Origin of the sequence: Micrococcus sp. EYE_212 (assembly GCF_023147585.1) — a bacterium.
Lineage (GTDB): Bacteria > Actinomycetota > Actinomycetes > Actinomycetales > Micrococcaceae > Micrococcus.
On record NZ_JAHXOZ010000002.1, the window covers coordinates 153,547 to 173,843 of the forward strand.

15 protein-coding genes and 1 tRNA gene are annotated in these 20,297 nt (G+C 72.9%); 12 read left to right on the plus strand and 4 right to left on the minus strand.

All coding sequences use genetic code 11. From position 1 onward, the window contains the following. On the plus strand, positions 1-1,203 hold the full coding sequence (locus KZX60_RS02505) for a TIGR01906 family membrane protein (RefSeq protein WP_248115445.1): 1,203 nt from the start codon (positions 1-3) through the stop codon (positions 1,201-1,203). Positions 1,204-1,288: 85 nt separating this feature from the next. On the opposite strand, the gene KZX60_RS02510 is transcribed toward KZX60_RS02505, so the two are convergent. The 4 genes from KZX60_RS02510 to KZX60_RS02525 all read right to left on the minus strand — a co-directional run bounded on the left by KZX60_RS02510 (position 1,289) and on the right by KZX60_RS02525 (position 6,943). After that, complete coding sequence (locus tag KZX60_RS02510; RefSeq protein ID WP_248115446.1) at positions 1,289-2,377, minus strand: alkene reductase; 1,089 nt, start codon at positions 2,375-2,377, stop codon at positions 1,289-1,291. An 86-nt stretch (positions 2,378-2,463) separates the two neighbouring features. Beyond that, positions 2,464-4,299: a long-chain fatty acid--CoA ligase gene (locus KZX60_RS02515; RefSeq protein WP_248115447.1), complete on the minus strand. Its 1,836-nt coding sequence runs from the start codon at positions 4,297-4,299 to the stop codon at positions 2,464-2,466. 80 nt (positions 4,300-4,379) lie between these two features. Beyond that, the gene (locus KZX60_RS02520) at positions 4,380-6,014 is read right to left on the minus strand and encodes a phospholipid carrier-dependent glycosyltransferase (RefSeq protein ID WP_248115448.1); all 1,635 of its coding nucleotides are present in this window, start codon (positions 6,012-6,014) and stop codon (positions 4,380-4,382) included. A gap of 56 nt (positions 6,015-6,070) precedes the next feature. Next, entirely contained in the window at positions 6,071-6,943 is an 873-nt protein-coding gene (locus tag KZX60_RS02525) for a hypothetical protein (protein WP_248115449.1), read from the minus strand. Between the two features lie 58 nt (positions 6,944-7,001). Here KZX60_RS02525 and rsmI point away from each other — a divergent pair, with 58 nt between their 5' ends. The 11 genes from rsmI to glmU all read left to right on the plus strand — a co-directional run bounded on the left by rsmI (position 7,002) and on the right by glmU (position 20,196). Further along, positions 7,002-7,901, plus strand: coding sequence for a 16S rRNA (cytidine(1402)-2'-O)-methyltransferase (gene rsmI, locus KZX60_RS02530; protein ID WP_248115450.1), 900 nt, complete (start codon positions 7,002-7,004; stop codon positions 7,899-7,901). Positions 7,902-8,020: 119 nt separating this feature from the next. Then, the gene (locus KZX60_RS02535) at positions 8,021-9,544 is read left to right on the plus strand and encodes an NAD-dependent succinate-semialdehyde dehydrogenase (RefSeq protein ID WP_248115451.1); all 1,524 of its coding nucleotides are present in this window, start codon (positions 8,021-8,023) and stop codon (positions 9,542-9,544) included. 104 nt (positions 9,545-9,648) lie between these two features. Then, positions 9,649-10,155 carry a hypothetical protein gene (locus KZX60_RS02540; protein ID WP_248115452.1) on the plus strand — a complete coding sequence of 169 codons (507 nt, stop codon included), beginning with the start codon at positions 9,649-9,651 and terminating at the stop codon, positions 10,153-10,155. 37 nt (positions 10,156-10,192) lie between these two features. Next, a complete protein-coding gene (locus KZX60_RS02545; RefSeq protein WP_248115453.1) occupies positions 10,193-11,209 on the plus strand; it encodes a TatD family hydrolase in 1,017 nt (338 codons plus the stop codon). Positions 11,210-11,228: 19 nt separating this feature from the next. Continuing rightward, positions 11,229-13,049 carry an ABC transporter ATP-binding protein gene (locus KZX60_RS02550; protein WP_248115454.1) on the plus strand — a complete coding sequence of 607 codons (1,821 nt, stop codon included), beginning with the start codon at positions 11,229-11,231 and terminating at the stop codon, positions 13,047-13,049. Positions 13,050-13,101: 52 nt separating this feature from the next. Beyond that, positions 13,102-14,019: a 16S rRNA (adenine(1518)-N(6)/adenine(1519)-N(6))-dimethyltransferase RsmA gene (gene rsmA, locus KZX60_RS02555; protein ID WP_248115455.1), complete on the plus strand. Its 918-nt coding sequence runs from the start codon at positions 13,102-13,104 to the stop codon at positions 14,017-14,019. Further along, positions 14,016-14,969 carry a 4-(cytidine 5'-diphospho)-2-C-methyl-D-erythritol kinase gene (locus KZX60_RS02560; RefSeq protein ID WP_248115456.1) on the plus strand — a complete coding sequence of 318 codons (954 nt, stop codon included), beginning with the start codon at positions 14,016-14,018 and terminating at the stop codon, positions 14,967-14,969. The genes rsmA and KZX60_RS02560 overlap by 4 nt, the downstream gene beginning before the upstream one ends. Before the next feature lie 72 nt (positions 14,970-15,041). After that, the gene (locus tag KZX60_RS02565) at positions 15,042-16,886 is read left to right on the plus strand and encodes an ABC-F family ATP-binding cassette domain-containing protein (protein WP_248115457.1); all 1,845 of its coding nucleotides are present in this window, start codon (positions 15,042-15,044) and stop codon (positions 16,884-16,886) included. Between the two features lie 119 nt (positions 16,887-17,005). Then, positions 17,006-18,505: a sugar transferase gene (locus tag KZX60_RS02570; protein WP_248115458.1), complete on the plus strand. Its 1,500-nt coding sequence runs from the start codon at positions 17,006-17,008 to the stop codon at positions 18,503-18,505. Positions 18,506-18,553: 48 nt separating this feature from the next. Beyond that, positions 18,554-18,625: transfer RNA gene (locus KZX60_RS02575), tRNA-Gln, on the plus strand. Between the two features lie 62 nt (positions 18,626-18,687). Further along, positions 18,688-20,196 (plus strand): bifunctional UDP-N-acetylglucosamine diphosphorylase/glucosamine-1-phosphate N-acetyltransferase GlmU, encoded by a 1,509-nt coding sequence (gene glmU / locus KZX60_RS02580; RefSeq protein WP_248115459.1) that lies wholly within the window; start codon positions 18,688-18,690, stop codon positions 20,194-20,196. Positions 20,197-20,297: the final 101 nt, after the last annotated feature.

Sequence of the window (20,297 nt, forward strand, 5' to 3'; positions counted from 1 at the left end):
ATGAGTTCATTCCCGGCGGGCCGCGGGCGCGAGGAGCGCTCCGGGTCCGGCAGTGCCGACTCCGGAGAGTTCGAGTCCGGCCTGGACTACGGCGCCTTCGCGGAGGATGAGCCGCAGACCGACCGCACCCAGGCGCTGCCGCGCACGGGCGCGGACGGAGGCGACCAGCACACCACCGCCCTGGACCCGGACGAGCTGGCCCGCCTGCGCGGCGCCGACGCCCCGTCCGGGGCAGCGGGGTCCTCGGCGGCGGCCCCGGCCGAGGACATCGTGGCCTCGCGGCCGGTGGCCAGCACCACGCCCCTGCACGTCGAGGAGCCGGCGCGCCGCACCGCGCCCATGGAGGCCGTGGCCCCCGCCGCGGCCGCCCAGGCGTGGCCGGGCGCTGCGGGCGCGCCGGCGGCGGGCGGCCGCCCGGCGGGCGCCGTGGCCGAGGGGCCGAGCCCCGAGGAGCGGGCGCGGCTGCCCAAGGGCGGCCCGCGCGTCGCGCAGACGCTGCTGGCCATCCTGGCGCCGCTCTGGCTGCTGCTGACCGCCGTGAAGCTCGTGGCGAGCCCGGCGTTCCTGTGGCTCGAGTACCACCGGCCCGGCTTCCCGGCGGACCGCTTCGGCTTCACCATGGACGACCGCATGCACTACGGATCCGCGGGCCTGGACTACCTGGGCAATCTGGCGGGCACGCGCTACCTCTCGAGCCTGACGCACGAGGGGGCGCCGCTGTTCACGGATCCGGAGATCGCCCACATGGCGGACGTCAAGACCGTGATGCTCTGGGCCACCGTGGCCCTCGTGGCCCTGACCGTGCTGTGCGTCCTGCTGATCGTGCACCTGCTGCGGAACAGCCCGGGCGGCGTGCGCCGCGCGCTCTTCGCCGCGGCGGCCTGGTTCATCGTGGCCCTCATCGTGCTGGCCGTCCTGGCCGTCATCGGCTGGTCCTCGTTCTTCGCGGGCTTCCACTCGCTGTTCTTCGCGGACGGCACCTGGACGTTCTCCGTGCAGGACGCGCTGATCCGCCTGTACCCGAGCCAGTTCTGGATCGACGCCGCCGTCGCGGTGGGCCTCCTCAGCCTGCTGACCGCCCTGCTCACGCTCGTCTTCACCTGGCCGACGCGCCGCCGTCGCGAGCGCACCGCGGACCAGCGCAGTGCCTTCGAGTCCACGCGCCTGCGCTGGGCCCGCGAGGAGGACGCGCAGCTGCGGTGACGGGCCGCTGAGGCCCCCGCACGAACGCGCCCCGCCCCCCTGTGATGGGAGGCGGGGCGCGGTGCGTCCGGCGGGTGTGCGGGTCTCAGGAGGACGGGGACCCGTCCACGAACGGGTAGTCCGTGTAGCCGTGCGCCCCGCCCGTGTAGAACGTCGTCGGGTCCGGCTCGTTGAGGGGCAGCCCCTCGCGCCAGCGGCGCGCCAGGTCCGGGTTGGCGATCAGCTCGCGGCCCACGGCCACCGCGTCGGCCAGGCCGTCCTCCACGATCCGGCGGGCCTCCTCCAGGCCCGTGACCGCGCCGAAGCCGCTGTTGAGCACCAGGGGTCCGGAGAAGGACTCGCGCAGGTGCGCCGCGAGGTCACCGGCCACGTCCTGGTGGAGGACGGAGAGGTAGGCCAGGTCCAGGTCGGCGAGGCCGGCCAGGAGAGCGTCGTAGGTGGCCAGGACGTCCGCGCGGTCCTCCTCGATGGTGCCCTGCACGTTGTGCTCGGGGGAGATGCGCAGGGCGGTGCGCTCGGCGCCGATGGCCTGGGCGACGGCGCGCACCACCTCCACCGTGAGGCGCGCCCGGTTCTCGGGGGAGCCGCCGTAGGCGTCGTCGCGGGTGTTGCTGGAGGGTGCCAGGAACTCGTGGAGCAGGTACCCGTTGGCGCCGTGCACCTCCACGCCGTCCAGCCCGGCCTCGACGGCCCGGCGGGCGGCGTCGACGAACTCGGCCACCACGCGGGGCAGCTCCTCCGTGTCCAGGGCGCGGGGCACCGGCCCCTCCGTCTTGCCGCTGAACCCGCGCACCGGCACCCCGGGGGCGATGGCGCTGGGGGCCTCCGGCTCCGCGCCGCGCAGCAGGTCCGGATGGCACATGCGCCCGCCGTGCATGACCTGGACGAACACGTGTCCGCCGGCCTCATGGACGGCCTGCGCCACGGCACGCCACCCCTCGGTCTGGGCGTCGTCGGCGAGGCCGGTCTGGCCGGGGAACGCCCGGCTGCGGAAGGAGGGGAAGGCGCCCTCGGTGACGAGCAGCCCGGCGGTGGCGCGCTGGGCGTAGTGCTCGGCGTGCAGCTCGGTGGGGACGCCGTCCTCGCCCGCCCTCTGGCGGGTCAGGGGGGCCATGACGATGCGGTTGTCCAGGCGCAGGGCGCCGACGTCCAGGGGGTCGAACAGGGAGGGCACGGTGGTTCCGATCGCTCGGGGAGATGGTCCTCCGCGCCAACCGGCCGCCGCCGGAGGTTATTCCGGAGGCACGGCCGCGCCGCGTCTCATCGGCGGTAGAGCGCCTCGATGTCCGCGGCGTAGTCGGCGAGCACCTGGGAGCGCTTGAGCTTCTGGGACTGCGTCATGTGGCCGGAGGCCTCGGTCAGCTCGTGGTCCAGGATGAGGAAGCGGCGGATGGACTCGGCGCGGGAGACGCCCGCGTTGACGGCGTCCACCTGCTCCTGGATCGCCGCCAGGACGGCGGGGTGCGTCGCGGCCTCCTCCAGGGTGAGGTCGAGCTCGCGGTCCATGCTCCAGCGCTTGAGCTCGTCCGGGTCCAGCGTCAGGAGGGCGCCGACGAAGGGGCGGTCGTCGCCGACCACCACGACGTGCCCCACGAGCCGGTGCTCGCGCAGCTTCTCCTCCATGGGCGCCGGGTAGACGTTCTTGCCGCCCGCGGTGACGATGATGTCCTTCTTGCGGCCGGTGATCCGCAGGAAGCCGTGCTCGTCGAGGGAGCCGAGGTCGCCGGTGCGGAAGAAGCCGTCCTCCATGACCGCGGCGCTGGCCTCGGGCTGCTCGTGGTAGCCGCCGAACACCACCGGGCCGGAGAGCAGGATCTCCCCGTCCTCGGCGATGCGCACGGTCACGCCGGGCACGGGGAGGCCCACGGTGCCCACGCGCATGGCGGCGGGGATGTTCACGGTGGCGGGCGCCGTCGTCTCGGTGAGGCCGTAGCCCTCCACGATCGGCACGCCGACGCCACGGAAGAAGTGCACCAGCTCGGAGGAGAGCGCGGAGGCGCCTGAGACGCAGGAGACGACCTCGCCGCCCAGCGCCTGACGGATCTTGCGGTAGACCAGGCGGTCGAAGAGGGCGTGGCGGGCGCGCAGCGCGCGGGAGGGGCCGGGGCCGCCGTCGTACGCGCGGGCCTCCTCGGCCTCGGAGAACGCGATGGCCGTCTGCTTCGCGGCGGCGTAGATCCGTCCAGTCCCGGCGCGCTCGGCATTGGCCGCGACGCCGGCCTCGAGCTTCTCGAACACGCGCGGCACGGCGAGCAGCCAGGTCGGGCGGTAGGAGGGCAGGTCCTGCATGAGCGTGGCGGGGGAGGGGGCGTGCGCCACCTGGATCCGCGCGTAGAGGCAGATGACCTGCACGGCGTGGGCCAGCACGTGCGCGAGCGGCAGGAACATCAGGGTTCGGGAGTGGAGGCCCGGCCCCCACTGGACGACGTCGCGCGCGAAGTGCAGCTCGTTGATCGCGGCCGCCGCGAAGTTCCCATGGGTGATGATCGCGCCCTTGGGCGAGCCCGTGGTGCCGGAGGTGTAGACGATCGAGGCGGGGTCGGCGAGGGACGGGCGCGCGCGGGCGGCCTCGAGCTCCTCGGGGGCGACGGCGGCGCCGTCCTCTTCGAGGGCGGCCAGGCCCGCCTCGGTCAGGGGGAACAGGTCCAGCTCGACGCCGGCCGAGTCCGCCGCGGCGCGCGCGAGGTCGCCGAGCGTGTCATCGGCGTGGGCCAGGACGCGGGTCCCGGAGTCGGCGAGGATGTGGCGGACCTGGCTCTCGGAGGAGGTCTCGTAGATCGGCACGGAGACCGCGCCGGCGAACCACACCGCCTGGTCGAGGACAGCCCACTCGTAGCTCGTGGGGGCGAAGATCGCGACCCGGTCGCCGGGGGCCACGCCGCGGGCGATCAGTCCCCGCGCGACGGCCCGGACGCGGTCCAGAAAGGCGCCGAAGCGCACGTCCGTCCAGCCGCCGGCGCCGTTGCGCAGGGCGTAGACGGGCGCCGTCGGATCCTCGGCGCAGGAGGCGAGGATGAGGTCGGTGAGGTTGCTCTCCGCGGGAGGCATCGCCACGAGGTCGGTGGCGGACTCGGTGAGCGGGCTGGAAGTGGTCACCCCCCGAGGGTAGCCATACCGGTGGTCGCCGTCAGTTCCATGTACCCACGTCAGGGCAGGCTATGTCAGGCCGGGGTCGCTCAGATCCAGCTGCTGAACCACATGCGCCAGCGCCACTGCGGGTAGGGGATGGTCTCGCCGATCCACACGGGCAGGAAGAACAGGGACACGGCGACGGCGAGCGCCACGTACGCGGCGACGATCGCCCCGCCCCAGCGCGGGCCGGGCCGATGGCCGGGGCGCAGCAACAGGGAGAGGACGAGCACGATCATCAGGATGAGGAAGGGCTCGTAGGCGATCGAGTAGAAGAAGAACATGGTGCGCTCGGGCCACAGGAACCACACGATCTGCCCGGCCACGTAGGCGCCCAGGAGGGCGCCGGCACGCCAGTCGCGGTACCGGACGAGCACGGCCAGGCAGACGAGCACGGCCGCCAGGCCGGTCCACCACACGAACGGGTTGGCGATGTCCGTGATGGCCGCCGCGCAGTCCGCGGCGGCGCTCGCGGGACAGCCGTCCTCCCCGGGCTTGCCGCCCTCGTAGTAGTAGCTGACGGGGCGCCCCATGAAGGGCCATGTGTACGGGCTGGCGCCGTAGTCGTGGGGGCTCGTCAGGCTCTCGTGGAACGCCGTGGACTCGAGGTGGTAGTGCACCAGCGAGCGCAGCGGTCCGGGCACCAGCGCCGCCGGCCCCTGCGCCGGGTTCTCCTCCGCCCAGTGCCGGTGGTAGCCGCCGTCGGTCACGAACCAGCCGGTCCACGAGGCCAGGTACGTCAGCGCGCCGCCGCCCACGACGGACGCGAACGCCAGGAATCCGTCCCGGCGCACGGCCGCGCTGATCCACTGGCGGATGCCTGCGGTCCGGCGGGCCTCCATGTCCCACAGCACCGTGAGCAGGCCGAACACGGCCATGAAGGCCAGCCCGGAGAGCTTCACGGCGCAGCCCGCGCCCAGCAGCAGCCCGGCCAGCAGGCGCCAGGGCCGCCAGCCCAGCCACGGGCCGGTGGCGAGGGGGTCGGGGTGGCCGCGCCCGACGTCGCGGGCGATGCGCGCGGCCAGCTGCCGCCGCCCGTGCACGCGGTCCGCCAGGAGTGCCGCGAAGGCGGCGATCACGAAGAAGGAGAGGAACATGTCCAGCAGGCCGATGCGGGACATCACCAGGTGGTGGCCCTCGGTGGCGAGCAGCAGCCCGGCGACGGCGCCGAGGGCGACGGAGCGGAACAGGTGCTGGGCGATCAGCGTGGTGATCAGCACGGAGAGCGTGCCCGCCACCGCCGCGCTGAACCGCCATCCCACGCCGTTGTCCGCGCCGAAAGCCAGCATGCCCAGGCCGATCAGCCACTTGCCCAGCGGCGGGTGGACCACGTAGGCGGGGTCGGGGAGCGGCTCGGCCTCGCCGCGGGCGAAGGCGTCGTTCACGTCCTCCTCCCAGCGGCGCTCGTAGCCGGACTCCAGGAGGGAGTAGGCGTCCTTGGGGTAGTAGGTCTCGTCGAAGATCAGCTGGTCCGGGAAGCCCAGGTTGGTGAAGCGGACGACGGCGGCCAGCGCCGTGACCAGCAGCGGCACGATCCAGTGCCAGCGGGTCAGCGCCGCGTCGGGGACGCCCAGGCGCTCGCGGAGGGCGGGCGCGGAGAACGGCGCGCGACGGGCGGCATGCGCCCCCCGAGGGACGGCAGGGCCGGACGACGGGCGCGAGGCGAGGGCGGAGGCGGGCACGCGCCCATGCTACGGGGGCGGTGCGGCGGGGCGGGGGCCGAGGCTGACGCCTCGACTCAGGTCAAGACGATGGGGAGGCGCTTGCGCACCGGGGCTGGCAGATGGGACGCCGCCCGCAGGATCTGCTCCTTGTGCGGACGAAGGCGGTACTTCACCGCGCCGACGGCGTCGCCCTTCCGCTCCCGCCACGTCCGCTGCCAGCCGCCGAACGGGCTGCGGACCCTCACGTGGTACTTGTCCAGCAACGCCTCCGGCACCAGTTCCTGACCCACGCCCCAGCGCTCGGCGAACCGGGCGATGCCCAGCTCCTTGTCCGGGTATCCCGTGAAGTGCATGACGAACGAATCGGCCAGGGACGTCTCGTAGTAATGGCCTCGCGAGTTGAGCTCGCGGTGCCCGACGATGCGGACGGAATGCTCGTGACCGCGGGTGCGGATGACCCACCACATCTGGTCCTGGTCTCCGTTCGTGAAGAGCCCGTCGCGGTTGTCATCCCACCAGGCCCGCACCTCGGTGAGGTCCGCCGTGGCCGTCTCCTCCACGATCGCCCGCCCGACCTCGTCGTTGCGGATGAGCATGACGCCCGTGTTGATGCGGGACCAGAACCCATTGGGCTCGAGAGGGCCCTCGGCGATCACCAGGCTGATCCCGTCCCGCTCCGCGTCTGCGATGAGGTCCTGGATGTTCGTGGCCGCGAAGTCCGTGACGAAGGCGTCGTCGTCAAGCCAGACGAGCCAGTCGTACATCGGCAGCAGGCGGCGCAGGATGGAGACCTTGTAGTCGAACTTCGAGCGGATCTCCGGGTCGATGCCCGTCTCCAGGCGGAAATCCATGCCGTGTTCGCGGGCGTAGATCGCGTGGTTCAGGTAGGAGCGCAGGCGGATCTCATCCCCGCCGGAGGTGATGCAGATGCGCGGGAGGTCATTCATGGTCCGGGGCCTTCCGACGGCTGAATGGGGCGGGGAGATGCCCCTACGATCTTGACACATGGCACCCCTTCCCCCTGGCTCCGCGGCGGGCTCCTCCGCCGGCCGCCTCGTCCTCGCCGCCACCCCCATCGGCAACCTCGGCGACGCCTCCCAGCGCCTGCGGGACCTGCTCGCCGAGGCCGACGTCATCGCCGCCGAGGACACGCGCACGGCCCGGCGGCTGTGCCAGGGACTCGGCGTGACCCCCGTCGGCCGCCTCATGGCGCACCACGAGCACAACGAGGAGGCCTCCGCGCGGGGGCTGCTGGAGCAGGTGCGCGCCGGCGCGACCGTGGTCATGGTGTCCGATGCCGGCATGCCCACGGTGTCCGACCCGGGCTACCGGCTGGTTGCCGCCGCGGTCGCCGAGGGGATCCCCGTGACGTGCGCGCCCGGGCCGAGTGCGGTCACCACGGCGCTTGCCCTGTCCGGCATGCCCACGGACCGCTTCGCCTTCGACGGCTTCCTGCCCCGCAAGGACGGCGACCGGCGCCGTCGCTTCGAGGAGATCCGGGGCGAGGCGCGGACGGTGGTGTACTTCGAGTCGCCGCAGCGGATCGCGGGGGCACTCGCCTTGCTGGCCGAGACGCTGGGACCGCAGCGGCCGGTGTGCGTGGCAAGGGAGCTGACCAAGCTGCACGAGGAGGTCGTGCGCGGCCCCGCGCAGGAGGTCCTCGCCTGGGCGCGGGAGCGCGAGGCGAGCGAGGGTGGGATCCGGGGGGAGATCGTGCTCGTGGTGGGACCCGCGTCGGCCACGGAAGGAGCCGAGGAGGTCAGCGAGGTGGACGCCGTCGCCGAGGTCGGCGTGCTGGTGGCCTCGGGCACCCGCCTCAAGGAGGCCGTGGCCGCCGTCGCCGGGGCGCACGGGCTGCGCAGCCGGGATCTCTACCAGGCGGTGCTGGCGGCGCGCGCTGGCTAGGATCCCAGGTGGGCGCCGCGTGCCGCGCGCGTCGGAATAGGACGGGTCACCAGGCGGTTGACCTGCGCGTGTGCGGGATGCCGTTCGGCCCCCGCGACCGAGTTGAAAGAGGTGCACCCATGACCGTGACCCCCGAGCAGGAGAAGGCCCTCCTGGAGTCCGTCCCCACGGGCCTGCTGATCGACGGCGAGTGGCGTGACGCCTCCTCCGGCAAGACCTTCGACGTGAAGGATCCGGCCACCGGCAAGGTCATCGCGAGCCTGCAGGACGCGAACTCCGACGACGCCATGGCCGCCTTCGACGCCGCGTGCGCCGCGCAGGCCGACTGGGCCCGCACCCCGGCCCGCGAGCGCGCGGACATCCTCCGCCGCGCCTACGACATGATCAACGAGCGCGCCGAGGACTTCGCGCTGCTCATGACCCTCGAGATGGGCAAGCCGCTGGCCGAGGCCCGCGGTGAGGTCGTCTACGGCAACGGGTTCCTCCGCTGGTTCTCCGAGGAGGCCGTCCGCCACTACGGGCGCACCCTCACCATGCCGGAGGGCACCCTGAAGATGCAGGTGCACCACAAGCCGGTCGGCCCGTGCCTGCTCATCACCCCCTGGAACTTCCCGCTGGCCATGGCCACGCGCAAGGTCGGCCCCGCCGTCGCCGCCGGCTGCACCATGGTGCTCAAGGCCGCCAAGCTGACCCCGCTCACCACCCAGCTCTTCGCCCAGGTGATGCTGGAGGCCGGCCTGCCCAAGGGCGTCCTCAACGTGGTCTCCGGCTCCTCCGCTTCGGCCATCTCCGGCCCGATCATGCAGGACCCGCGCCTGCGCAAGGTGTCCTTCACCGGCTCCACCCCGGTGGGCGTGCGCCTGATGAAGGACGCCGCGGACAACGTGCTGCGCACCTCCATGGAGCTCGGCGGCAACGCCCCGCTCATCGTCTTCGAGGACGCGGACGTCGACGCCGCCGTCGAGGGCGCCTTCGCAGCCAAGATGCGCAACATGGGCGAGGCCTGCACCGCGGCCAACCGCTTCCTCGTGCACGAGGACGTCGCCGAGGAGTTCACGCAGAAGTTCGTCGCCAAGCTGGAGGCCCTCAAGCCCCTGCGCGGCACCGATCCGGAGTCCACGCTCGGCCCGATCATCTCCGAGGACGCCCGCGAGGACATCCACGCGCTCGTCAGCGAGGCCGTCGAGGCCGGTGCCGAGGTGCTCACCGGCGGGCAGAAGATCGAGGGCGACGGCTACTTCTACGCGCCCACCGCGCTGAAGGTCCAGAAGGGCAACCCGATCCTGAAGCAGGAGATCTTCGGCCCCGTGGCCCCGATCGTCACCTTCTCCACTGAGCAGGAGGCCATCGAGATGGCCAACGACACCGAGTACGGCCTGGCCTCCTACCTGTTCACCCGCGACTACACCCGCATGTACCGCGTGGCCGAACAGATCGAGTTCGGCCTCATGGGCTACAACGTGGGCGTCATCTCCAACCCGGCGGCCCCGTTCGGCGGCATGAAGCAGTCCGGCCTCGGCCGCGAGGGCGGCGCCGAGGGCATCGAGGAGTACACCACGGTGCAGTACATCGGCATCGCCGACCCCTACGCGGACGCGCCGGCCCCGGCCGCTCCGCAGGACGGCGCGGTCAACGCCGACTGACCTCTCGCCGAGCGCATGACGCGGCCCGCCGCCCCCGGAATGCACGGGGCGGCGGGCCGCCGTGCCGTTCACGGCCGCCGGGCTATCCTCCGAGGGGGGAAGCCGTGAAGAACCTCGCCCGCCGTGCCGCGCTCGCCGCGGCGGTGCCGGCCGTGACTGCCCTCGACGCCTGGCGCTGCCGGGGCCGGGACACCGCCGACCTCGCCTCCGACGTCACCGTCTGCGTCAAGACGTTCGAGCGACCGGCCGTCATGGCCCGCTTCGTGCGCAGCACCCGGCGGATCTTCTCCGGGCTGCCCGTGGTGGCCAAGGCCCCGCAGGTGTACCTGGCGCGCACGGCGTCCCTCCGGAAGGTGGGGTGGGACGAGGACCTCCGCATGGTCGACCACCGGGACTTCTTCTCTCGGGCCAGCGGCACGCTCGTGTTCGTCACGGCGCCGTTCCCCGCGTACCACTCCCGTCCCCCGTGGAACCGCTTCTTCACGGAGCATCGGAACGACGTCGAGGGAGACTTCTCACTGCTGCACCGCAAGTGGAGCGATCGCGCCGCAGCGGGGGCCCCGGTGCGTCCGCGGCCGGCGCCGGTCGGCTCGTTGACGTCCGACCTCTGAGCCGTGCCGTCACGGCCGTGAACCTACAGTGGTGGGCATGACCGACCCGCATGCCCCCCGATCGACTGCCCCGCACTCCGACAACGCGGATCACGAGGCCGGCGTTCCGGTGGCCTATCGGCCGCCCTCGATCTCGGACTCCGTGGCAGCGGACGACGCAGGGACCGGACCCCGCCGCGACGCGCGGGAGGAGAAGTCGGGACGCCGGCGCCGTCTCGAGTACCCGCCCGCCCCGGAGCCGTTGCCGGTGGCCGTGGTGGACAACCACACGCATCTGGACTTCCGGGACGGCCTGGTCCGCGTGGACGTGCATCAGGCCATGGACGCCTCGGAGGCTGTCGGTGTGGTCGGTGCGGTGCAGGTGGGGTGCGACGTCGAGTCGGCCCGCTTCACGGTGGAGGCGATCGAGGCCGAGCCGCGGCTGCTGGGTGCCGTGGCCATCCACCCGAACGACGCCGCCCGGCACGCCGAGCGCGGCGACCTGGACGCGGCGCTCGCGGTGATCGAAGAGCTCGCACGGCACCCCCGGGTGCGCGCGGTGGGGGAGACGGGACTCGACTACTTCCGCACGCAGGACGAAGCGGGCCAGGCCGCTCAGCACGAGGCCTTCCGCTGGCACATCCGCCTGGCCCGCGCCCTCGGCAAGGCGCTGCAGATCCACGACCGGGACGCGCACGACGACGTCGTCCGGATCCTGCTCGAGGAGGAGGCCGACGGCGGCCTGCCGCCCCACGTCGTGTTCCACTACTTCTCCGGGGGACCCGAACTGGCGCAGACGTGCATCGAGCACGGGTGGCACATGAGCTTCGCCGGGCCCGTCACGTTCAAGGCCAACGACGCACTGCGCGATGCGCTGCGTCTGGCACCTGCGGAGCTGCTGCTGGTGGAGACCGACGCTCCCTTCCTCACCCCGCACCCGCACCGCGGCCGACCCAACGCGCCCTACCTGATCCCACTGACCCTGCGGGGCATGGCGGAAACGCGGGGCGAGGACGTGGCCGACCTGGGACGGGCCGTGATGGTCAACACCACTCGGGTCTACGGCGAGTGCTGATCCAGGTACTCCGCCTACGATGGATCGCGTGCTGACCCGATTCCTGAAGAGGCGACTCCCGGACGGGACGCAGTACCTCGTCGACCGGGGCATGCGCATCCGCCTGGTGTTCGTCGTGCTCGGCTCCATCGTCGTCGCGCTCCTGGAGATGGCGGCGCTGGCTTCCATCCTGCCGCTCGTGAACCTCCTGACCTCCGGGAAGACCGGCGTCCCCGTCCTCGAGGGCCTGCTGGCGAGCTGGGGCGCGACCACGGTGGGCAGGCAGGCCCTCGCGTTTTCCGGGATCATCGTGGTGGCGTTCCTCCTCAAGGCCGTGCTCGTCCTGGCCTTCCGCTGGTGGACCATGGGGTTCACCAACCGGAACCTGATCGAAACCTCGTCCAAGCTCCTCCGGTACTACCTGCGCGCCGACTACGGCCTGCATCTGACCCGCACGGTGGGCACGCTGGTGAACAATGTCACCGGTACATCCACCATGGCGTACACCGGGGTGATCAACGGCGCCGTCACCCTGCTGACCGAGGCGGTCACCCTCGTGGCCGTTGCGGTGGTGCTGGGCGTGTCCATGCCGCTGACGGCGCTGGGAATGGCGGTCTACTTCCTGCTGGTCACCTTCGCGCTCAAGCAGTTCATCCGCCGCCCTGCCAGCAGGCTCGGCTGGATGCTGGTGACCACGGGCGAGGCCGCGAACACCGCCGCGCTGCAGGGCCTGGAGAACTACAAGGACGTGAAGATCCGGGGCAACGACTCGGCCTTCATGAACCAGTACCGCAACGCCCGCACCGCGGGCGCGGCCGCCACCCGGCTCAAGTTGATCCTCACGATGATGCCCCGGTACGTGCTCGAGGTGGCCTTCGTGGCCGCCATCGCCGGACTGGTGGCCTTCGCGTTCCTCTCCGGGCGAGGCGAGGAGGCCTTCGGCTCCCTCGCGCTCCTCGCCATGGCGGGCTTCCGCGTGCTCCCCTCGATGGCGGCCATCATGGCCACGAGCAACGAGATCCGGACGTCCTGGCCGGCCTTCGAGCGCACAGTGTCGGAACTCAAGGACGCCCAGCCCGTGCTCGCCTCGGCAGACCGCGCGTACGAGCACATCGACTTCACGCGCTCCTTGGAGGTACGGGACGCGAGTTTCACCTACCCCGGCAAGGACGAGCCGGTCCTGAAGGACATCGACCTCACCATCCCGTTCGGCTCCTCCTACGCCTTCGTGGGCGGCAGCGGCGCCGGCAAGACCACGCTCATCGACCTGCTGATCGGCTTCCACCACGCGCAGGCCGGCGGCGTGTACGTGGACGGGCAGAAGCTCGAGGCGAACCCGCGCGGCTGGTGGGACAACGTGGGGTTCGTCCCGCAGTCCGTCACCGTGGTCAACGGCACCGTGCTGCACAACGTCCTGCTGGACACCGAGGCCGCCGAGACCGTGGACCGCTCCGAGGTGGAGCGCGTCCTCCGCGACGCCCAGCTCGGCGAGTGGCTGGACGCCTTGCCCGACGGCCTGGACACCGTCATCGGCGAGGGCGCCGTCGGCGTCTCCGGCGGCCAGCGCCAGCGCCTCGGCATCGCCCGCGCGCTGTACCGGCGCCCGCGGCTCCTCGTGCTGGACGAGGCGACGTCGGCGCTCGACAACCTCACGGAGCGCCGCGTGACGGACGTGATCCAGGCTCTCAGCGGGAGGATCACCGTGCTGGTGGTGGCCCACCGGCTCTCCACCGTGAAGCACTGCGATCAGATCGTCCTCATGGACCAGGGCCGCATCGCCGGCCAGGGGACCTTCCAGGGACTCCAGGAGACCAGCCCGGAGTTCCGCGAGCTCGTCGAGCTCGGCGACCTGTCCACGTGATCCGGAGGCGCCCGCCCCTATCGCGTCCCGCTCCGCCGATAGACTCCCACGCATGACCCAGCACCCCGAGGCACCCGCGCCGGCCCCGCTCCTCAGCGCAGCGGACGTGCGGCGCATCGCCGCGGAGCTGGACCTGCGCCCCACCAAGCAGTGGGGCCAGAACTTCGTGATCGATCCCAACACCATCCGGCGCATCGTGCAGGCGGCCGGAGTCGGCCCGGAGGAGCACGTGCTGGAGATCGGGCCCGGTCTCGGCTCCCTCACGCTGGGCCTGCTGGACGCCGCGTCCGCGGTCACCGCGGTGGAGATCGACCCGGTGACCGCCGCGCGGCTGCCCCGCACGGTGGCCGACTACCGGCCGGAGGCGGCGGACGCCCTCGCGGTGCTGCACGCGGACGCCATGACCCTCTCCGCGCACGAGCTGGACGCGGTCCGGCCCGCGGCCGCCGGCACGGGCCCCACGGCCCTCGTGGCCAACCTCCCGTACAACGTCGCCGTGCCCGTGCTGCTGCACGCGCTCGCGGTCCTGCCAGGACTGCGTCACGGACTCGTGATGGTGCAGGACGAGGTCGCGGACCGCCTCGCCGCCCCGCCCGGCTCCCGGGTCTACGGCGTCCCCTCCGCCAAGGCCGCCTGGTACGCGGACGTCCGCAAGGCCGGCGTGATCGGCACGCAGGTGTTCTGGCCCGCCCCGCGCATCCACTCCGGCCTCGTCGCCTTCACACGCCGCGAGCCCCCGGTCTCGGACGTCGACCGCCAGGACGTGTTCGCCGCGGTGGACGCCGCGTTCTCCCAGCGCCGCAAGACCCTGCGGGCCGCCCTCGCGAGCTGGGCCGGCACGCCGGCGCTCGCGGAGGAGGCGCTCCGCGCCGCCGGCGTGGACCCCCGCGCGCGGGGCGAGCAGCTGGACATCGCCGCCTTCGCGCGCATCGCGCGGCACCGCCCTGCGGCAGGGGAGGCCCGCCCGTGAGCCAGGACCCCACCGCCCGCCACGTCACGGCCACCGCCCCCGGCAAGGTCAACCTGTCCCTGCGGGTCGGCCCGCCCGGCCTCGACGGCTACCACCCGGTGGCCACCGTGTACCTCGCCGTCAGCCTGCGGGAGACCGTCACGGCCATCGTCCGCCCGGACGCCCGGATCACGGTCGCCCCGTCGCAGCGCCAGGTGAGCCTCGTCGACACCGCGGACGTGCCGTGGGACGAGCGCAACCTCGCCCATCGGGCGGCCGTCCACCTCCGGGAGACCCTCGGCCTGGAGGCGGACACCCACGGCGTGGACCTCGAGGTCGCCAAGCAGGTGCCCGTGGCCGGAGGCATGGGCGGCGGCTCCGCGGACGCGGCCGCCGCACTCCTCGCGTGCGCCGCCCTGTGGGAGACGGGCCTGACCCGCAGCCAGCTCGCCGAGATCGCGGCCCCCCTCGGCGCGGACGTGCCGTTCGCCGTCATGGGCGGCGCCGCCGTCGGGCTGGGCACCGGGGCGGACCTCACCCCCGTGGCAGCGCGCCGCCCCGTGCACCTCGTGCTCGTGCCGGCCGACGCCGGACTCTCCACTCCCGTGGTGTTCCGCACCCTGGACGAGCTGCGCCGGGACGGCGTCCTGACGGATGCCGCCGGGGCACCGGAGGTCAACCAGGACGTGCTGCGCGCGCTCACCGCCGCGGACCCGCTCGACCTCGCCACCGCGATGGACAACGACCTCCAGACCCCGGCGGTCGCCCTGTTCCCGGACCTCTCGGACATGCTCGACCTGGGCCTGGACGAGGGGGCCCTGGGCGGCATGGTCTCCGGCTCCGGGCCCACCCTGCTCTTCGTGACGCACACGGAGCAGGACGCCCTGCGCCTGGCCACGGCCATCCAGGAGCGCACCGGCGTGGACGCCCTGCCCGTGCGCGGCCCCGTTCCCGGGTCCCACGTGCTCTGACGCTCCGCGCGCCTCTGCTCTCGCCCCCCGCACCCGCCTCTCCCCGCCTCCTTCCGGAAGGACCTCCACCCCATGGCCCACCTGCTCGGCGCCGAGAACATCGGCATCGCCTTCGGCACCCGCACCATCCTCGAGGGGCTCTCCCTGGGGGTGGACGAGGGCGACCGCATCGGCCTGGTGGGCCGCAACGGCGACGGCAAGTCCACCCTCCTGCGCATCCTCGCCGGCCTGCAGACGCCGGACTCGGGGCGCGTCACCCGGCGTGGAGGGGTGCGCGTGGGCGTGCTGGACCAGCAGGACCGCCTGGACCCGGAGGACACGGTGCGCCACGCTGTCGTCGGGGACGTGGACGACCACGTGTGGGCCTCGGACCCCACGATCCGGGACGTCCTCGGCGGCCTCCTCACGGGCCTGGACCTCGAGCAGAGGGTCGAGGGCCTCTCCGGCGGCCAGCGCCGCCGCGTCGCGCTCGCTCGGCTCCTCGCCGGGGACGACGACGTGGTCTTCCTCGACGAGCCCACCAACCACCTCGACGTGGAGGGCGTGGCCTGGCTCGCCCAGCACCTGAACTCCCGCTGGCGGCCCACCGACGGCGGCCTCGTGATCGTGACCCACGACCGCTGGTTCCTCGACGCCGTGTGCACGCGCACGTGGGAGGTCCACGACGCCACCGTGGACCCCTTCGACGGCGGCTACGCGGCCTGGGTGCTCGCGCGCGCGGAGCGCGCCCGCCAGAGCGCCGTGGTGGAGCAGAAGCGCCAGCAGCTCATGAAGAAGGAGCTGGCCTGGCTGCGCCGCGGCGCCCCGGCCCGCACCGCCAAGCCCAAGTTCCGCATCGAGGCCGCCAACGCGATCATCGCGGACATGCCGGAGCCGCGGGACTCCGTCTCCCTCGCCAAGACCGCCACGGCACGCCTGGGCAAGGACGTGCTGGACCTCGAGGACGTGAGCCTGACCCTGGGGGACAAGCGGATCCTCGAGGACGTCACCCTGCGCCTCGCCCCCGGCGAGCGCCTCGGGATCGTGGGCGTCAACGGCGCGGGCAAGTCCACGCTCCTGCGCCTCCTCGACGGCAGGCTGGCCCCGGACTCCGGGAAGATCAAGCGCGGCAAGACCGTGGTCACCGCCACTCTCACGCAGGACGTGAAGGAGCTGGACGAGGTCTCCCACCTGCGCGTGGCCGAGGTGATGGCACGCGAGGGGACCACATTCCAGGTGGGCGGCAAGGACGTCTCCGCGGGGCAGCTGCTGGAGCAGCTCGGGTTCGGTCCCACCCGTCAGTGGACCCGCGTGGACGAGCTCTCCGGCGGCGAGCGGCGCCGTCTGCAGCTGCTGCGCCTGCTCGTGGGGGAGCCCAACGTCCTCATGCTGGACGAGCCCACCAACGACCTGGACACGGACACCCTGGCCGCCGTGGAGGACGTCCTGGACGGCTGGCCCGGCACGCTCGTCGTCGTCTCGCACGACCGCTACCTCCTCGAGCGCGTCACCGACCACCAGATCGCCCTGCTGGGGGACGGGAAGGTGCGCGGCCTGCCCGGCGGCGTGGAGCAGTACCTCGAGCTGCGCGCCGCCATGGAGGACGGCGCCGCGGCCCCGGCGGGCTCCGGCGCGCCGTCGCGGGGGCGGAACAACGCCGTCGGCACGTGCGCAGGGATGGGAAACCCGAGGTCGGCTGCCGCCTCCGGCGGCTCCGAGGCGGAGCGCCGCCAGGCGCGCAAGGACATGGCCCGGATCGAGCGGCAGATGGACCGGCTGCGCGAGAAGCGCGCCCGGCTGGACGCCCGCATGGCCGAACTCGGCCAGGCCCAGGAGTTCGACGGGCTGTCCGCCGTCTCCGCCGAGGTGCGCGACGTGGATGCTCAGCTCGAGGTCCTCGAGGAGGAGTGGCTGGCCGCCGCAGAACTCGAGGGCTGATCCGGGCGGGTGCTGCACCACTGCAGCACAGGATCCGCTGTGCGGAGGGGAACGCTCCGTCTATGATTCTTCAGGAACCTGCGTCATACGGTGAAACACGGAGTGAGGAGTCGAGACAGGTGCCTGACACCAACGCAGCGTCGCCGGCCCCCTCGGGGCTGTCGGCCGGCGCCACGGTCCGACGCCGCGTCCTCGGTGCCCCGTGGGAGCAGGGGCTGCCGCGACTCGTGCTCCTCGTGGACGTGCTGGCCGTGGTGCTGGCCACGTTCCTCTCCGCCGAACTGCGCTTCGGCGCCGCCGGTCTCGAGCCGATCCCCGGCCTGGACGCCGTGAACTACGGGATCATCAACGTGGTCCTGAGCGTCCTGTGGGTGCTCACGCTGGGGGTGGAGGGCGCCCGGGACATCCGCATCCTCAGCGTCGGCGCGGAGGAGTACAAACGGGTCCTGCGCGCCACGCTCCACCTCTTCGGCGTGGTGGCCATCGTGGCCTTCGCGGCCGGGCTCGAGGTGGCCCGCGGCTACATCGCCCTCGCCCTTCCCCTGGGCGTCCTGCTCCTGCTGATCGGCAGGTTCGTGGTGCGCGGCTGGGTGGCCCGCCGGCGCCAGACGGGCGCGTTCCGCCGTCGCCTGCTGCTGGTGGGCGGCCCGCGGGCCGTCCAGCACGTGTTCGACGCGCTCGACTCGGAGGCCGGTGCCGGCTACGCGCCCGTGGCCGCGCTGCTGCCCGGCTACAAGCCGCGCGCGGCCGGATGGCTGCCCGTTCCCGTCCGCACGGACGTGGAGGGCGTGGCCGAGGTGGTCGCCCAGGTGGAGGCCCTGGAGATCGACGCGGTGGTGATCACCTCGGGCCACCCCTTCGTGCCGAGCGACGTCCGGCAGCTGGGCTGGGGGCTGCAGGAGCGCGGGGTCTCCCTCATCATGGCCCCGGCCCTGCTGGACGTGGCCGGGCCCCGGCTGCACACGCAGCCGCTGGCCGGCCTGCCGCTGATCCACCTCTCCACCCCTCGCCTGGCGCCGGGCAAGGCATTCACCAAGCGGGCCTTCGACCTGGTGGCCGCGTGCCTGGGCCTCGTCGTCATCTCCCCGCTGCTGCTGGCCGTCGCCATCGCCGTGAAGGCCACCGACGGCGGCCCCGTCCTCTTCCGTCAGGAGCGCATCGGCCTGGGGGGCGTCCCGTTCACCATGCTCAAGTTCCGTTCCATGGTGGCGGACGCGGAGGAGGTCAAGGCGCAGCTGGAGTCCGATTCCGGCGAGGGCAACGTGCTGTTCAAGATGAAGGAGGATCCGCGCATCACGAAGGTGGGCAAGCTCATCCGGCGCACGAGCATCGACGAGCTGCCCCAGCTGGTGAACGTGGTGAAGGGGGACATGTCCCTCGTGGGTCCCCGGCCGCACCTGGCGCACGAGGTGGAGCAGTACGAGGAGCACGTGCACCGCCGCTTCCTGGTGCAGCCCGGCATCACGGGCCTGTGGCAGGTCTCCGGGCGCTCGGACCTCTCGTGGGAGGACGCCGTGCGCCTGGACCTGTACTACGTGGAGAACTGGTCCATCCTGGGGGACATGGTGATCCTCGCCCGCACCGCCCGTGCGGTGGTGGCCGCCGAGGGCGCCTACTGAGCCTGTGGAAGAATGAGCCGTCGTCGCGCCCGGCGTGGGCCGTGACGCTCCGCCCTGGTGTAATGGCAGCACGCCGGCCTTTGGAGCCGTGCAGTCTAGGTTCGAATCCTAGGGGCGGAACGCCCGCACCCTGACCGGGAGCGCGGCACGCCCCGCTTCCCCGAGCATCAGGAGCCCCGCGCATGACGCAGCCTGCCGTCCGTCCCTCCGCCGTGATCGTGCTGGCCGCCGGCCAGGGCACCCGCATGAAGTCGGCCACGCCGAAGATCATGCACGCCATCGGCGGCCGCTCGCTCGTGGGCCACGCGCTCGCCGCCGCGCAGTCGCTGCAGCCGGAGCACCTCGTGGCCGTCGTGCGCCACGAGCGGGACCGCGTGGCCGAGCACATCGAGGGCGTCGCGCAGGACCTGGGCATCACGGGCCTCGCAATCGCGGACCAGGACGAGGTGCCGGGCACCGGCCGGGCCGTCGAGCTCGGCCTCGCCGCCCTGCCGGGGGACCTCGCGGGCACCGTGGTGGTCACGTACGGCGACGTCCCGCTGCTCACCCCGGAGACCCTCGCGGACCTCGTGGCCACCCACGAGGCGGACGGCAACGCCGTCACCGTGCTCACCGCCACCCTCGAGGACGCCACCGGCTACGGGCGCATCGTCCGCGACGCGGAGGGCCTCGTGGAGCGCATCATGGAGCACAAGGACGCCCTGGCCCACGCCGCGTCCACCGGCGACTCCTCCTTCGTGGAGATCGCCGAGGTCAACTCCGGCATCTACGCCTTCGATGCCGCCCTGCTGCGCCGCACCCTCCCGCTGCTCTCCACGGAGAACGTGCAGGGCGAGAAGTACCTCACCGACGTGCTGGGCATGGCTCGCGCCGAGGGCGGCCGCGTGGCCTCCGTGGGCACGGAGGACGTGTGGGAGGTGGAGGGGGCCAACGACCGCCGCCAGCTCTCCGACCTCGGCCGCCAGCTCAACGACCGCGTGCTGCGCCGCTGGATGAAGGAGGGCGTCACCGTCGTGGACCCGTCCTCCACCTGGGTCGACGTCACCGTCACGCTCGCCTCGGACGTCACCCTCACGCCCGGCACGCAGCTCCACGGCACCACCACGGTGGCCACCGGAGCGGTCGTCGGACCGGACTCCACGCTCACCGACACCCGCGTGGGGGAGCGCGCCACCGTCAAGCGCACCGACGCCACCGAAGCCGTGATCGGTGACGACGCCTCCGTGGGCCCGTTCACCTACCTGCGCCCGGGCACGGTGCTGGGCGAGGAGGGCAAGATCGGCGCGTTCTACGAGACCAAGAAGGTCACCGTGGGCCGCGGCGCCAAGCTCTCCCACCTCGGCTACGCGGGGGACGCGGAGATCGGCGAGTACACCAACATCGGCTGCGGCAACATCACCGCCAACTACGACGGCGTGAACAAGCACCGCACCGTGATCGGCGCCCACGTGCGCACCGGCTCCAACACCGTGTTCACCGCACCGGTGACCGTGGGCGACGGCGCCTACACCGGCGCCGGCGCCGTGGTGCGCGAGGACGTGCCCGCCGGAGCGCTGGCCCTGAACGCGGTGAGCCAGCGGACCATCGAGGGCTGGGTCACCTCCCGCCGGCCCGGCACCTCCTCGGCGCAGGCCGCCGAGGCCGCCGGAACGGGGACCGATGCGGATCAGCGCGGCGGCGCGGGCGCCTGAGCGGGCGCTCGGCCTGGGCGCACACGCCTAGGATGGGAGGCAGGATCAGCGCGGGGGGCGCCTGGCAGGCACAAGCAGCGAGCAGTGGCCGCGGATCCGCG